General features: G+C 53.6%; 19 protein-coding genes. 11 read left to right on the top strand and 8 right to left on the bottom strand.

Annotated features, from left to right (window positions below):
* Nucleotides 1-60: 60 nt before the first annotated feature.
* The 7 genes from K6123_RS18660 to K6123_RS18630 form a co-directional block, all read right to left on the bottom strand.
* A complete protein-coding gene (locus tag K6123_RS18660) occupies nt 61-357 on the bottom strand; it encodes a hypothetical protein (protein ID WP_221800564.1) in 297 nt (98 codons plus the stop codon).
* A 234-nt stretch (nt 358-591) separates the two neighbouring features.
* Nucleotides 592-1038, bottom strand: a complete 447-nt coding sequence (locus tag K6123_RS18655; protein WP_343224015.1) for an Abi family protein — start codon at nt 1036-1038, stop codon at nt 592-594.
* Nucleotides 1039-1208: 170 nt separating this feature from the next.
* Complete coding sequence (locus tag K6123_RS18650) at nt 1209-1802, bottom strand: retron system putative HNH endonuclease (RefSeq protein WP_221800560.1); 594 nt, start codon at nt 1800-1802, stop codon at nt 1209-1211.
* A gap of 6 nt (nt 1803-1808) precedes the next feature.
* Nucleotides 1809-3200 carry an AAA family ATPase gene (locus tag K6123_RS18645; RefSeq protein WP_246624905.1) on the bottom strand — a complete coding sequence of 464 codons (1392 nt, stop codon included), beginning with the start codon at nt 3198-3200 and terminating at the stop codon, nt 1809-1811.
* A 576-nt stretch (nt 3201-3776) separates the two neighbouring features.
* Entirely contained in the window at nt 3777-4970 is a 1194-nt protein-coding gene (locus K6123_RS18640; RefSeq protein WP_221800556.1) for a tyrosine-type recombinase/integrase, read from the bottom strand.
* Nucleotides 4951-5475, bottom strand: a complete 525-nt coding sequence (locus K6123_RS18635; RefSeq protein ID WP_221800555.1) for a hypothetical protein — start codon at nt 5473-5475, stop codon at nt 4951-4953. Before K6123_RS18635 ends, K6123_RS18640 begins: the two co-directional genes overlap by 20 nt.
* A 10-nt stretch (nt 5476-5485) precedes the next feature.
* The gene (locus tag K6123_RS18630) at nt 5486-6235 is read right to left on the bottom strand and encodes a S24 family peptidase (protein ID WP_221800554.1); all 750 of its coding nucleotides are present in this window, start codon (nt 6233-6235) and stop codon (nt 5486-5488) included.
* 124 nt (nt 6236-6359) lie between these two features.
* On the opposite strand from K6123_RS18630, the gene K6123_RS18625 reads away from it, so the two are divergent.
* From K6123_RS18625 to K6123_RS18575, 11 genes are all read left to right on the top strand, one after another.
* Nucleotides 6360-6563: a helix-turn-helix transcriptional regulator gene (locus K6123_RS18625; protein WP_221800553.1), complete on the top strand. Its 204-nt coding sequence runs from the start codon at nt 6360-6362 to the stop codon at nt 6561-6563.
* Nucleotides 6560-6841, top strand: coding sequence for a hypothetical protein (locus K6123_RS18620; RefSeq protein ID WP_221800552.1), 282 nt, complete (start codon nt 6560-6562; stop codon nt 6839-6841). The genes K6123_RS18625 and K6123_RS18620 overlap by 4 nt, the downstream gene beginning before the upstream one ends.
* A complete protein-coding gene (locus tag K6123_RS18615) occupies nt 6838-7140 on the top strand; it encodes a helix-turn-helix transcriptional regulator (RefSeq protein ID WP_221800551.1) in 303 nt (100 codons plus the stop codon). Before K6123_RS18620 ends, K6123_RS18615 begins: the two co-directional genes overlap by 4 nt.
* Nucleotides 7137-7415 carry a hypothetical protein gene (locus K6123_RS18610; RefSeq protein WP_221800550.1) on the top strand — a complete coding sequence of 93 codons (279 nt, stop codon included), beginning with the start codon at nt 7137-7139 and terminating at the stop codon, nt 7413-7415. Before K6123_RS18615 ends, K6123_RS18610 begins: the two co-directional genes overlap by 4 nt.
* Nucleotides 7416-7425: 10 nt before the next feature.
* Complete coding sequence (locus K6123_RS18605; protein ID WP_221800549.1) at nt 7426-7689, top strand: hypothetical protein; 264 nt, start codon at nt 7426-7428, stop codon at nt 7687-7689.
* A complete protein-coding gene (locus K6123_RS18600) occupies nt 7689-8138 on the top strand; it encodes a hypothetical protein (RefSeq protein ID WP_221800548.1) in 450 nt (149 codons plus the stop codon). Before K6123_RS18605 ends, K6123_RS18600 begins: the two co-directional genes overlap by 1 nt.
* Nucleotides 8135-10273: a replication endonuclease gene (locus K6123_RS18595; RefSeq protein ID WP_221800547.1), complete on the top strand. Its 2139-nt coding sequence runs from the start codon at nt 8135-8137 to the stop codon at nt 10271-10273. The genes K6123_RS18600 and K6123_RS18595 overlap by 4 nt, the downstream gene beginning before the upstream one ends.
* Before the next feature lie 28 nt (nt 10274-10301).
* Entirely contained in the window at nt 10302-11300 is a 999-nt protein-coding gene (locus tag K6123_RS18590) for a hypothetical protein (RefSeq protein ID WP_221800546.1), read from the top strand.
* Nucleotides 11300-11494 (top strand): hypothetical protein, encoded by a 195-nt coding sequence (locus K6123_RS18585; RefSeq protein WP_221800545.1) that lies wholly within the window; start codon nt 11300-11302, stop codon nt 11492-11494. Before K6123_RS18590 ends, K6123_RS18585 begins: the two co-directional genes overlap by 1 nt.
* Nucleotides 11491-12138: a hypothetical protein gene (locus K6123_RS18580; protein WP_221800544.1), complete on the top strand. Its 648-nt coding sequence runs from the start codon at nt 11491-11493 to the stop codon at nt 12136-12138. Before K6123_RS18585 ends, K6123_RS18580 begins: the two co-directional genes overlap by 4 nt.
* A 325-nt stretch (nt 12139-12463) precedes the next feature.
* Entirely contained in the window at nt 12464-12982 is a 519-nt protein-coding gene (locus K6123_RS18575; RefSeq protein ID WP_221800543.1) for a Rha family transcriptional regulator, read from the top strand.
* A 51-nt stretch (nt 12983-13033) separates the two neighbouring features.
* On the opposite strand, the gene K6123_RS18570 is transcribed toward K6123_RS18575, so the two are convergent.
* Nucleotides 13034-13360, bottom strand: a complete 327-nt coding sequence (locus tag K6123_RS18570) for a hypothetical protein (RefSeq protein WP_221800542.1) — start codon at nt 13358-13360, stop codon at nt 13034-13036.
* Between the last annotated feature and the right edge of the window lie 199 nt (nt 13361-13559).

Here is a 13559-nt window from a genome sequence, read left to right as displayed (position 1 = left end):
CTATAACGGGATTATTGTGTCGTTTGTAATCAAGACATGTAGGGGAGGGTAAACCGACGGCTAACGCCCTGGTCGTTTATCCGATGACAGATACCTGGTGGCAGCTTCCGCAAGGCTGGTCGTGACCACTTGCAACCACATCGACAGGCTGCAAAGAAGGACCAGCAGATACAGCAGTGGCGGGATCAGCAGGCAAGCGATCATCAATCCGGCCACACAAAAAAATGTCATTATCAGGGCGACGACGATTTCGCCCGAAAGCAGGCTGTTGTGTGTCAGATACAGACCAAACAGCGTCAGCCAGCCGAGCATATGCGGCATCATGTCCTGGCGGTCCATTTTCTCAAACAATGTCATGGGGGCTCCTTGCCGGGGGATGCGTATTTCTCTGGTTTTACTACCTGCTGTCAAACTGGAATTGAAACACCGGTTTGATAATTAATTCCTATCAGGAGTGGTTGGGAGTTGTGGACATTCAATTGGTTGCTAATACGTTTTGGTATATGTTGTCTGCTAACACGGCCCCGATCGGTTGTTGCTGACAAGTTCATTGTCGCTTCAGCTGCTGAGGGGTTTTTTAATGCCTGCCGGTTAGCTTTTCAGCTCTTTCCAGTTCCAGCTTTCACAGCCCGCAATAATACCGCAAGCATCAAGAGACAGTTCTTGGTCACAACCAAAATCCGGAAACTCCATAAGCAGCTCCATCAACCTGTGCCACCAGCTTGAGTTTGGATTAATCGTACAGAGAAGATGCTGCACGATGCATAAAAGCAGGAACGGACGTGCTTGCTTATGCGCATCAGTCCATAGTTCTTGAAACAACAGTGCTTCTGCCGATGCCGGCCGCTTTGGTTGACGAGTGATGTTGCGGTTCCATAAGCGGCTATGGTGTGCACAAACATTTCGCAAGTAGTTCAGACTGGCCAACCATGAAGCAAATACCCCACCATTTTTAATACCGTAGCGAGTTGCGATCTGGTCTTGATGCTCATGCTTCATACCGGCAAACAAGCGCGATATACAGCCAAAATCCCACACTTCACAATGTAGTGGTCAACTAATTCCGGACACGGTTTTAAGTTTTTCTTCTGCAGCGTGAGGACTGATTCCATCATTTGCAGTATGTGGCCGTTGCTGGTTGTAAAAGCCCATCAAAGCATCGGCGTATTCTGTTTGTATTCCATGGAAGGAGAAAACAAGCGGCGAGGCTATAAAACAGTATCCGCCAGTAAATACCGAAAAGGTGCTTGATCCAGAAAAGCAGCCAGATCCGCTGGTGAGTTTTGGGCTATCTGATTCGCCTGCTTCAGCCACTTTTCCCGATCTCGCACCAGAGAGGCATCCTTGTTCAACCCCAACATATCGCGAGTCTGAACCACAGGGTGCTTCTGGTTACGAGTCAGCGTAACCAGCGGTTCAATAAAACCATCGGTCGACAAGGTCCAGAATTGGTTACAGCCAGGTCCCGGTTCGATCGGCAGCAAGCCATTCTTTTTCTTCTGGCCACAGGTCTGATTATTAATGCAGCTCTGGGCGTAATTGTCGTAAACGAAACATAGATGCGGATGGGCATTATTCCCTGCCTTGGGCTTGATATGCTCGACCTGCCCTTCGTCAGGTTTTAGTGAGCGTTCGCAGTAAACACACAAGCCTCCCTGATCCTGATTAAGTGCCGCTTTCACGGCATCCTTGACCGGTTTGAACATCTGAGAATCAAAATCCTTCACAGTCAAACCTGGATGACTGGTAACGAAACCGGTTAACGCAGAAACTCCACCAACCCGGTGCTGCAACTCAACCATAGTGAATTAACCTTCCCTGTTCTTCTTGCGCTCCGCCAGAAACCGCCACGTCGTCAGGTCACTCTCGTGAAACTGATACCCCTCTTGCTGTAGCTGCTGCCAGAGTGTTTGCGCCTGAGCAGATGACTCCCGACCGGATCGCACCAAAAGTTCGTATTCACGCACGACGTCCTTGAGAGCCAGCTCTGGTTCGGTATGTGTCGCCATGATATAAGCCAGCGCATCGCCAGACTCATGAGCCAACGGGCTGAAGCCGGGCTCGGCAATTGTTATCTGGCCATCATTCACCGCAAGAACGCGGATATAACGCTTGGCAACGGTTGTCAGCACCTGTGGACTGTGGGTGCTGACCACAAACTGAATCGCCGGAAAGGCTTCGCGAAGCTGCCCCACCACCACCTGTTGCCAGCGCGGATGAAGGTGCATATCCAATTCATCAATCAATACCACGCCCTTGGTTTTACGAGCAGCCTCAAGCCCCATATGAGGATTTAGCTTGATGCAGCGATAAGCGATGTCTCCGATCATCGCCAACATACTGCGAATGCCATCACTGAGCTGCTCAACCTCCAGAACCCCCTGATCACCGTGTGATAAAACCAGAGACCTATCGTGGGTGACGCTGTATTCAAGTGAATGCCAGCCGGTACTTGGCCGCAAAAAACAGTCGATTGCCTGCTGAACCACTTTTACCCGGTCCTTTGCCGAGGTTAACGCCTCAGCATTCGGCTGGCCTTCCAGGCCCTTGATTTGCTCTTCTCGAAGACTCTCAAAGGCGCCTATGAACCATTCTTTGAAATGTTTGTACGAAGATGCCGGGTCAAGGCAATTCAGATAAGCAAAGGTACGAACACCGACATCGTCATCGGATGCATCGTTTTTGGTTTTGGAAATTTCAGTGAGTTTCTTCTGCGCCCACAGACGCCCGGTTCCGTAGTAACCAAACACCGGCAAGTTCACCTGGCTCTCCAGATCCGGATCCCGTGTCTTGGCTTGCAAATCAGCGACCCACTGCTTGAGTGCCTTGGCATCGCCCCTGTCTTTCGTTTGGCTGGAACGGGACTCTTTATCCCGATAACGCTGCCAACAGCTGACCTCACCATTCCCGTAATCTCCGGTCAGGGATACCGTCGCCGGTAACTGACGGGCCATATTGCCATGACCCATCCTGACCATTCGAACATCACCAATCGAAATACCATTAGCAGGATCGGCTTTTGCATTTCTGGCAATATCAAAACAACTGACAAAAGACCAAAGCCCTATGCGGACAGCATCCAGAATGGACGACTTGCCCTGGCCATTTTCGGCAACCAGCACCGTCAGCTGAGGGTCCAGCTTCAGCTCCGCTTGTTGAAAACAGCGAAAATTTTCAAGGTTCAGTCTTTCCAGTTTCATCAACCATCCTCACATCAGTTCGGTTCAATCGTGCCACTAAGGTAGACACGACCAAACCCGTTCAGGCTCAACTCGATTCTGCTGCTTCGACAACTACCATCAAGGTTGGCATAGGCATAATACAACAGCCCTATTCCCGACTTCTCTTCTCAGATGCAGCATCTTATCTTCGATGCCGACCAATAACGAAAGTCGACAACACGACAACCCGTTTTCTGAACTTCTCCAGCCCGTTTGCCACTCCCCGTCGGCAGCACTTAGGACAGCCATCCCAGCACCTTTACCGATTTGTAGTGGTCAACTAATTCCGGACACGGTTTTGAGGCTTTAATCTGATCCAGCAAGGACTGGAAAACACAGGGGATCTGAGTGCCTGGAATCAGCATTTGGAGACGTGAACCAGTCAGCCCGACGGGGCTGGAATACGAGGAAGTATTGAACTTGATGGCCTCCCCACAGGGACTCGAACCCCGATCGCCCGCTTAGGAGGCGTTATAATCTTTTATATAAGTCATTGTTATATATTATATTTTTTTGAATTGTATGGCTTGTTGACATCAATTTGACACCAATCGCCTAAATTACAGGCAGCATTTCCACTGCATCACGCTGCTGAGCAGTGCGGGTGTTGTAGTACCGCATGGTGGTCTGAATATCGGCGTGATCGGCAAGCTGCTGAACCTTCTGGGGGCTGACGCCATTGTTCAGTAACCAGGTGATCATGGCTGCCCGCATTCCCCAATGAAATGGTTTAACACCGCCTGGCAAACCAGCTTCACGGCAAGCCTTTGTCATATGGGTGCTAACGTGGCTGTGATCGGCTAACCATGGACGCCCATTTCCGTCATCAAGGTACCAGCGTTCACGTTTACCACGACCATTAAGATCACTCTGAAGGAACGCCAAAAGCTGGGAGTTGATCGGCTTGTTGGGCCACTTGCACGCCTTGTTTTTCCAGTTACGTTCGGGCACGTCGCGGATTTTTACCAGAGCGCCGTCAAGATCAATATTAGTCAGTGGAAGGTGGGCAATGGCACCAACACGCAGCAAGCAATTAGTGGCCAGCATGAACGCCCGCATCAGGTTTTTTGCATTGATCAAATCTCGCCCAGGTTCTGCATGATCAATTTTGTCAGTGAGGAACGATTTTAACTGCTGGAGTTGCTCCAGGCTGAAGACCTCCATTTCCTGTTCGGGCAGCTTTGGCTTCTTGATATTGATCTGCTTTTCCATCAACTCGTTGTCATAGGACCAACGCAGGAAGTTGGCCAGGTGACGTAAGTGCATATGCTGGGTACTAACACTGATCGGTTTTTCTGGAGTTCTGGTACTGGGCAATTTAGCAAGGGCATCACTGAATGCGACGTTATGAGAGCGTCCGAATTCTCTCAAGCGGTGATCACCAACAAGCTCAAGGTACAGTCGCATGGTCTGTCCGTAGATCTTCACAGTCCTATCCGAGTGGCTGTTGTTGATCTGATCCAGCCACCTCCTGGAAGCAACAGAAAAAGTTAGATGTTTGAGAGCGTATTCTTCTGCCCGCTTTTTCGCATCATTAGCCGACTGAATATCCCTGATTTCATGTTCAGTCAGGGCATAGCGTTTTAACGCCAGTTCCATTGCCTTGTGCTCTGGCAGGGCTTCACGTTCATCTACAGGCACCAGGCGGCGGCGCAAACCGCGCTTGCCACTCACGAACCCAACGGCAGGATCGTGCGGGTATTCCCCGCACAGATTGCCATGCTTATCTTCAAAAATTCGTTGGCGCATCGGGCACCCCCAATATGTCAAAATCAGAACCAGTCAGGCTGAAGCGGTACCGGGGCAGATCGAAATAAGCGGGGCGGTCATCGAACGCGGTATCGAGCTTTAACAACCGCAACGAAAACAGAACATCAGCGTGCTTGTTGTCTCGGTCAATTTCGCTAATTCCGAAGCGGGCAAAACCATCATGATTTGGCTTTGTAGACGAAACGAAAAGGGAACCATTCCAAGAGCATTCGGCAGCAATATCGTTGTTAGGTTGCTGGCTTGTCTCTTGAATGGTAAAAAAATCAGCACCATCTGAAAGCGGCTTGTACTGAAGACCGGCGGTTTTAAAAGACACTGTGCAATAATTTTCGTTATCAAAGCCAAAGCTAATAGATGCAGAATATTTGGTACCGGTACCGATTTTTGATATCGAAATAAAGTGCAGGGCGCTGGTATCGGTATCGACAGGGGCAGCCACAGCGACAGAGCATACCAGTAGAAGCGGTATAGAAAATAAGCGCATCAACCACCTCCTAAACCCGACGACCAGACACCGCCCACACAACGCGGCCGACAATGGCCACCTCGTCATTGCTGGCGTCATCCAGTTTGATTTCAAAAGGCTGATAGGCGTCGTTGGCAGACGACACTCGCAGAACGCGGCCTGGCAATCGCTGGACGTGCTTCACCATCAAATCGTTGTCCATCCGCAGGATGTAAACGCCATCGCCTGAAAATTCGGTTTCCCGGGTATCCACAAAAATCAGTTCACCCGGGTTCAGCTTGGGCACCATCGAATCACCACGGACCCGAATAATTCGCAGCTCGGTGGCATTGGCGCCCAGCTCATTGCGTAACCAGTCGCGCCGGAAGGCGTACATATCTGCCACTTCTTCAACGGCGACAGATGATCCATTGCCAGCTGATGCTTCGATGTCCATTACCGGAATCAGATCGTAATCGGCGGGTAAATCAGCGCGTGGCTTTTCAACTGGAGCAGAAACCACCGCCTTTTCATCTCCATCAGGGAATGGCGAGCCTTCACCGATCGTCAGCCATGACAGCGAGCACCCAGACGCCCGCCAAAGCGAAATCAGGTTTTCTCTAGAGGTATCAGCACCGGACTTGAGCCGGTACAACTGGGACTGGGAAATCCCTGTTTTTTCGATCAATACAGCCCGGCCAATCTCATCAATCAGAAAAGACACACGGTCGCCAAAATTTTCCATACTTGCGAAATTCCTTTTCTTGGTTTCCTTTTTGCGGGAATTTTTCTCGTTCATGGGTTGACTCCTTCTGAATTCCCGAATAGAGTAATTCGCGTAAACGGGAATATTGTAAATTCTATCGACAATAGAAACATTATCACGATTCCCAAAATTAGAAACATCTAAACGGGGAACCACCATGAGAGGGAAGCCGGAAACGAGAATTAGCGCCAACCAGCTGGCAAAACGCTGGGGCGTTCATCACCAGACAATTCTGAACTGGGAAAAGAAAGGGCTGATCCCAAAACGGGAACGCATGGGAACGATGCTGTTCTGGCTTTTAAGCGTGATCGAGCAGCACGAAGAAGCCAACAACATCAAGCCAGCGGGAGGTGCAGCATGAGCGCATTCACGCAACCACCAAAACACCACCTGGCCGCTGACACCGAGCTGCTGAAATCCATCGAATACATGTACACCCGCAAAAACCGTGTGGGCTACAGCTATCTGTGCATTCGCTGGAACAAGACACCGGCTGAAGTCGAAAAGATTGTTCGCAGCCGCAAATTTCCGCGCCGTATTACAGGGTTGCAGGCCATTGAAAAAAACGCGGGTTACTGGACGCCAGCCGACGTGCATGCCTATGAAAAGTCCACCGGCATGGAGGTCGTTAATCCATGACCACCCCACAATCCCCAATCCTCGCAGCTGCAAAGCTGAACCAGACCGAGGCCGCCAAAGCCGCCGGATGCAGCGTCTCCCACTGGAAGCGCGAAGTGGAAGCCAACCGCGCACCACAGCCGCTGTACATTGCTGGCAAAAAGGTCTGGCTGGAGTCAGACATTGAAGCCTGGATCATCCAGCAGAATCCGCAGCTTCTCGCCGCCATTGAGCTGAAGCAACAGGCCGCCGCCCTGATGGCAAAAAGCAAATTCCGCCGTAAGTCAAAGCCAGCCAGCAAGCTGGGGGTGGCCGCATGATCACTATTACAACCAACAACGGCGGCACCTACCGCGTCAATGTGCGCACCGTGACAGGCCGAGCAGTGGCAGTAGAGGCCATTGGGCCAGACCTGTACCTGCCAGCCGACCCGGTGGACGTATCACTGGAGACCCTGGGCGCTCAGTTCATCGCCAATATTGGCCCGCTGCAGCTGGGGCCAATCGATCAGAGACAGGCAGACAACCTGATCACCTACCTGAAAACCGCACTGGAAGACGCCGGCATCAGCTGGCAGACCCTGCACGCAGCTTGAGGGATCAGCAATGGCCACATCCATTGAAAAGGTGGAATTCAGCGCCGGTGGTAATCACTGGCGCCTGACCAAATCCGCAGACAGCCGCCTGAACAAACTGACGCTGATCATGGGCAACAACTTGCAGGCGTTTGCCGATCCGTCAGCCGTCACGGTGAACGAAATGCCATCCATGAATTGGCTGTATTTCGGTGACATTCACCTGTGGGACATCACCGATGTTGCCGCCGAACAGATCAGCGCCTTTCTTGCACAGCAGCGGGGCCAATTCTGATGGCCTATCAGCTGCTGTTTTGCCATGGCTGCAAACGCGAATACACACTACCGCCTGACACCAATCTGGTTTACTGCCCAGCCTGCGCGCAGGACGGCTGGCAGGAAATGCTGGTCGATGAAATGCCAACACCCGTCAAACAGCCAGCACCGGCACCGTTGCCAGAAATGGCCAGCATCGCACCGCTGGAGCTGGACGGCGGCGACCTGGAAACAATCGCCCAGGTACTGGCCGAGATGCACACCGCGGTAAAAGCGATTGCCGACGACCAACCAGCAGGCACCGCCGACCACCTGAAAAAATCCCAACAGGCGGAACACCTGCTGGCCACCTACTGGAAAATCCAAGACGAAATCGACCGCCGAGCCGCCATAAGCGCCGCCCGGCTTCAGCGTTTCGCCGCCGGTGAAACTGACCTGAACGCCAAACAAGGCGGGCGGGCCGCATGAGCGACGGCAACGCCAACCCGCTGGCGCTGGTGTCAGCCATAGCGCCAAAGCCAAAACCCTACTGGCTTGAGCAGGCTGAAGGCGTAGCCGCCCTGTACCCAGCATTTGAAGTCCCACTGATGCACGACTGGAAACGAGTCGTTAAAGCCGCCAAAACCGGCGGCATCCGCGCCGCCAACCAACGCCTGGACGCAATCATTAAACAGTTCAAGTTCGGAGATTTCCGCGTCGATCAATCAGACAACGACGAGCTGGTTAATGACTACGCCAAGGCACAAGCTGAAAAGTGCATCACAGAGTTGCGCGCCTGGATGCTGGGCAATGGCCGGATGCCAGAAAGCGCCGTTAACGTGGTACCGGTCCTGGCGTATCACGGGCTGGATACCAAGCCGGTGGAAGAACTGGACCTGATTTCAGATATGTCAGCCCAGTGCAATCAGCTGGCAGCCGAGATCACAGCCGCAGAAAACATCCTGATCAAATGGCTGAATCGGGTGGAAACCATGCGCTGGTCACACCGGGTAGCGGCATTGAAAACCCGCAAAATGGAACTGGCCATGGCCAGCCAGCGCAGAAAATTAGAGCGCATGGAATCAAAGCTGGCAGACATACCAGCAAAGTGTCGTGCGCTCCTGATGCGACTGCAGGATCAAGCCTGGTGGCGCCGTAAAACCCGCAGCGTATCCGCCCGCAGGATTGAAGGGATAACCCGTGATCTGGGATTTGTAAACAAGGCCAGGTCAATCTATTGCAGCGACTTTGGCCGCCGCGAATACCGCCGCCGTAAGCAAGCCAACCTGGAAATGATGGACTACACCGTGCTGGAAAATGACGACGGTGAACAGTTCACTCTGGCCGATCTGGCCGCTGTATCCAACGCCAACCCATCCATTCGCAAAACAGAACTCATGGTGCGCCTGGCCGGTTTCGATATCTGGGCACAGGAACTGGGTTACGAAGGCTATGCAATCACCCTGACGACCCCGAGCAAGTACCACGCCCACAACCAGCGTGGCTTTAAGGGCAGTTATCGAAACCCGAACTTCAAAGGCTACACCGCCCGTCAGGCACAAGATTACCTCTGTGACGTATGGAATAAATTCCGCGCCAAGGCTTGCCGCCACGACTGGCGCTATTTTGGTTTCCGTGTAGCTGAACCACACCACGATGGCACGCCACACTGGCACCTTGCCTTGCACATCCACCCGGACGATGCACAAGACTTGCTGAACGCCTTTTATGCACAGGCCATGAAGGTGGACGGCAATGAACGGGGCGCCGTAGAGCACCGCTTTGTCGTCGAAAAAATGAAAACCGGCATCAATCCAAAGACCGGAAAAAGCTATTCACTGGCCGGGTACATGGCCAAATACATCAGCAAAAACGTGGACGGCGAACACATCGATGCCGACGAATACGGCACACCGGCGGAATCATCCGCCGAATCCGTAGTGGTCTGGGCAAGCCGCAACGGCATCAGACAATTCCAGCAAGTAGGCGGACCGAAGGTATCCGGATGGCGCGAACTGCGCCGCCTGGCGCGTCAGCCAGCTGATGAAATAGCCCAATTACCGCCACTGGTCAGAACCGCCGTGGAAGAAGTGGAGCGCCTGACACAAGAGAGCGCCGCAGAAGCCTGGGCATGGTACTGCCGATACTGCGCAGAAAACGGAAAGATCAGTTTGTGGCGCATCGTCAAAACCGCCGAAGAAGCTATGACCGCCATTGAAGAACAGGTGGACGAAACCAGCGGCGAAATCATCACCCACGAATACAACTACACCGACACCAAGTTTATTCAGAACGCCTATGGCGAGCTGGTCGAAAGAGAACACGGTATTCACGCCATCCTGGCCGGTTCTGAAATGTTCATTCAGACCCGCTTTAAAACATGGGTACGCATACCCAACGCCACCCGATCAGAAGCCGAAGCCATCCGCGAACGCCGCAAGGCGGAGAGGGCCGCACGCGCAGCGAAGGCCGAAGCGCAGCGCGCAGCGCGAGCAGCTGTTAAAGGCGCGACAGCGCCGCCTTGGACTGGTGTCAATAACTGTTCGGGGCCACCGGTGCCAGTCGAAACAGACCAGAAAAGAGCCACCACCAAACGCGGCCAGCAAGCCGAATTGTTCCACTAACGAGACAAATATCTAAGGAGGCCAACCAATGAACATCATCACACTGAAAGCCATCATTGCCGTGGCAGTGGCCATGAGTGCCTGGGCAGAAGTTCAGCTGTTCGCATCATTTGCACCAGAGCCAGGCAACTGGCTGGCTGCCACCACCATGGTACTGGGAACACTGGGCGGGCTGTTTGTGGTTGCCCAGTTTGCACTGGCCGCACAGGCCGCCGACCGCTGGCACCAACAGCCATGGCTGGCCGCTGCCAGCGGTTTCACCTGCGCGGTACTGCTGGCCATCAGCGTGGCTGGTACCGCGTCATGGTTCGAGGCCGCCTACCAGCACCGGGTACAAGACCAGCAACCAACCGAACCAGACACCAACACCAAACTGATGCTGGGCCAAATCGAACAGGACCAGGCCAGCGCCGCCGATCTGCTGGCCACAGCCGCCGCCGAACGCAGCCGGGGCAATCACTGGCGCGCCGGTGAACTGACCCGCGAAGCCAACCAGATCAGCGCCCGTGCCGCTGCACAAATCGCCCAGCTACAAACCACCGCCGACAGCGTAAAGGGCGCTGCACCGGCCATGACAAGTCAGGCAACCATAGCAGGTGCGGCACTGGGTGACCGCCGCGGCCTGCTTTGGTTTGGCATTGCACTACTGACCGACCTGGTGCCACTGCTGGCGGTACTGCTGCTGGTAGCCAAGCCAGTCGAAGTTCAAGAGCCAAACCCAGTATTGCCACCAGTTAAAAACGAACCGCCACAAGTACCAGACCACACCAAAGCACCAACACGAACACCAGAACCAACACCAGAACCAACACCAGAACCGCTGGGAGATCAGGAAGCCGTGCGCAGATTGCGCCAGCACATCCGCACCACAGGCACCGTACCAACCCGCCGCCAGGCACAAGAGCAGCTGGCCATCAGTAACACCAAATACCGCCGTGCCTGCCATGCGCTGGAGCAGCAGGGAATCATCCAACAACCAGCACCTGGTAAACCGTACCAGGTGCTTAACCAACTGGAGGCAGTGTAATGAGCCGCGACCGACTGACACCACAAACAAGAGCGGTGGAACGAGCCGCCATGAATGCAGCCACCGCAGCCTTTATGGCCGCCGGTGGACAGATCGAACAGATACCGGCCAGCCAGTACCGCAAAAACCACGGGCTTAACAAACACCCGAATGGCCGAACCAATATCAACCTGAAGCGAGCACCACGAAAATGAACGGATACCAACAAACCACTATGGGCACCCAGCATAACCAGCAGCAGCGCCAGCCACACCATGCACCGCAGCACACCGACCACGGACAACAACCGGCAAGCATGGGAATGGGATACAGCAACCAGGCAGGCTTTGCCTACAACATGAACGAAGCCAATGCAGAGCGAGCAGGGGAAATGCCGTTCATCGACATGAGCGGCGCATACGTCCTGACCATCAAGCGCGCCCAGTACGTGAAAGCAGCCACCGGCCACCGTTCTGAAGGGCTGGAGTTCCACACCGAAACAGACGACGGCCAGCAGGCTAATTACCTGAACCTGTATTTTCAAAAGGGTGACGGTTCGCGCACCTGGCAGGCAGCACTTCTGGATGCACTGCTGTGGCTGGCAGGGCTGAAGGGCTTTAACTGGGTGGCAGGCGTAGACGACAAAGGCCAGCAATGCACCATTGCCAACGAATTGACAGGCGTTCGACTGGGTTTTGTATTGCAGGCAGAGGCATACACCACCGAGCAAGGGAAACAGGGAACGCGCCTGAATATTCGTCAGGTGTTCGACCCGGCCACACGCTGCACCATGACAGAAGCCAAGTCTGGTATGCAGCCAGAAGCAGTGAACAAACTGCTAAAACAACTGGGCGTCTGATAAGCAACACCAACCGCCCGCCGATCTGGCGGGCCTAACCACAGGAGTTGACACCCAATGACCGAACGACCTACCCTGATTCAGTCCCGGCAAAATCCGGGGCCGGGTTTGGCGACCCGAAATCATCCTTGGAGACACCAGCCGCCCTCCAGCGGTTTTTTTGTGTCTGTGCACTGCTACGCCTGAGTTATGGGCGGGCCGTGTGGGCAGCCTTCGGGCTGGCCGGGGTTCTCTTGGATGACCGGTTCGCCAACCCGCACGGTTCCGCTCTCCATGTTTGGCGACATGGAGCGGATAACCTTTTTATCATCCGAGGATATCCAGCATGACAACTCAAAATTGGCAGCAAGTCCTGCCACCCCAAGCCGTCACCACCCAACACGGCGAACTTACCACAACCAGTCTTAAGATCGCTGAAGCGTTTGGAAAACGTCACGACGACGTCCTGCGCCGGATTCGTAGCATTAATTGCAGCCCTGAATTCAACGCCCGCAATTTTGCGGGCGTTGAATATTTGGACAGCAAAGGCGAGCGCCGCCCCATGTATGAACTCACCCGAAACGGGTTTTTCTTCATGGTGATGGGATTCACCGGCAAAAAAGCAGAACGAATCAGAGAGGCCTACATCAACGCCTTTGATGACATGGAGCGACAGCTACAACAGCGAGCCGTCAGCCAACAGAACCTGGTATGCCTGGCCAGCCACGCCACCGAGATAGACCGAATCTGGCGCGCCCAACTGCAACCGGCGTTAATCTCGCTACAGTCACCAGCCCGGCATGAACTCCATGAACGCATACTGACCGCCGCCTACATCGGCCGTCAGGTGCTGGCTAACCGTTAATAAACAAAAAGCCCGGCAATGGCCGGGCTTTCAACAGATCAGTTCGGAGGTTTAAGAATCGTCTTTAACGGTGAACTGCAGGTGTTCACCCAGACCATCAACCATCAGACTGCAGTGGACATGGACGTACTTGAAGACTTCGGCATCATTCAGGATACCCGTGATGAAATTTTCTATATCTTCTTGTGCTTCCCGTTTCTGACCATATTGACTATCGCGGGCCAAGTACAATTCACCAACAACAACTGTTTCAAGGTGGTCGACGTTAGTGAACTGGGAGGATTCTTTGATTGCTCGTCTTGCCTTTTGAGCTTCTGCCTGGCATTGAGCGTTTTTGGGGCTTATGGAGTATGTGAGCTGGTAGTGACGGTACGGCATGTTACTCTCGATCATTGGCTTAATAATGAGCCAGAATTACACAGCAGCAGGGCCAGTAGCAATATGGTATTTCTTGCTGGATAGGAGATAGTTTGACCCTTTCTGCCGCCTAGTGTTTCCGGCTGCTGGATCACATCACTAGCAGCATGGAAGGAGGGATTGAAGGGACTTAGCAGCGAGCCGACAAATCAGCAACCAG

The sequence above is a fragment of the Oceanobacter mangrovi genome, from assembly GCF_019740315.1.
GTDB lineage: Bacteria > Pseudomonadota > Gammaproteobacteria > Pseudomonadales > Oceanobacteraceae > Oceanobacter > Oceanobacter mangrovi.
Note: the sequence above shows the minus strand (reverse complement) of the source record. Positions and strands in the feature narration are given on the sequence as shown.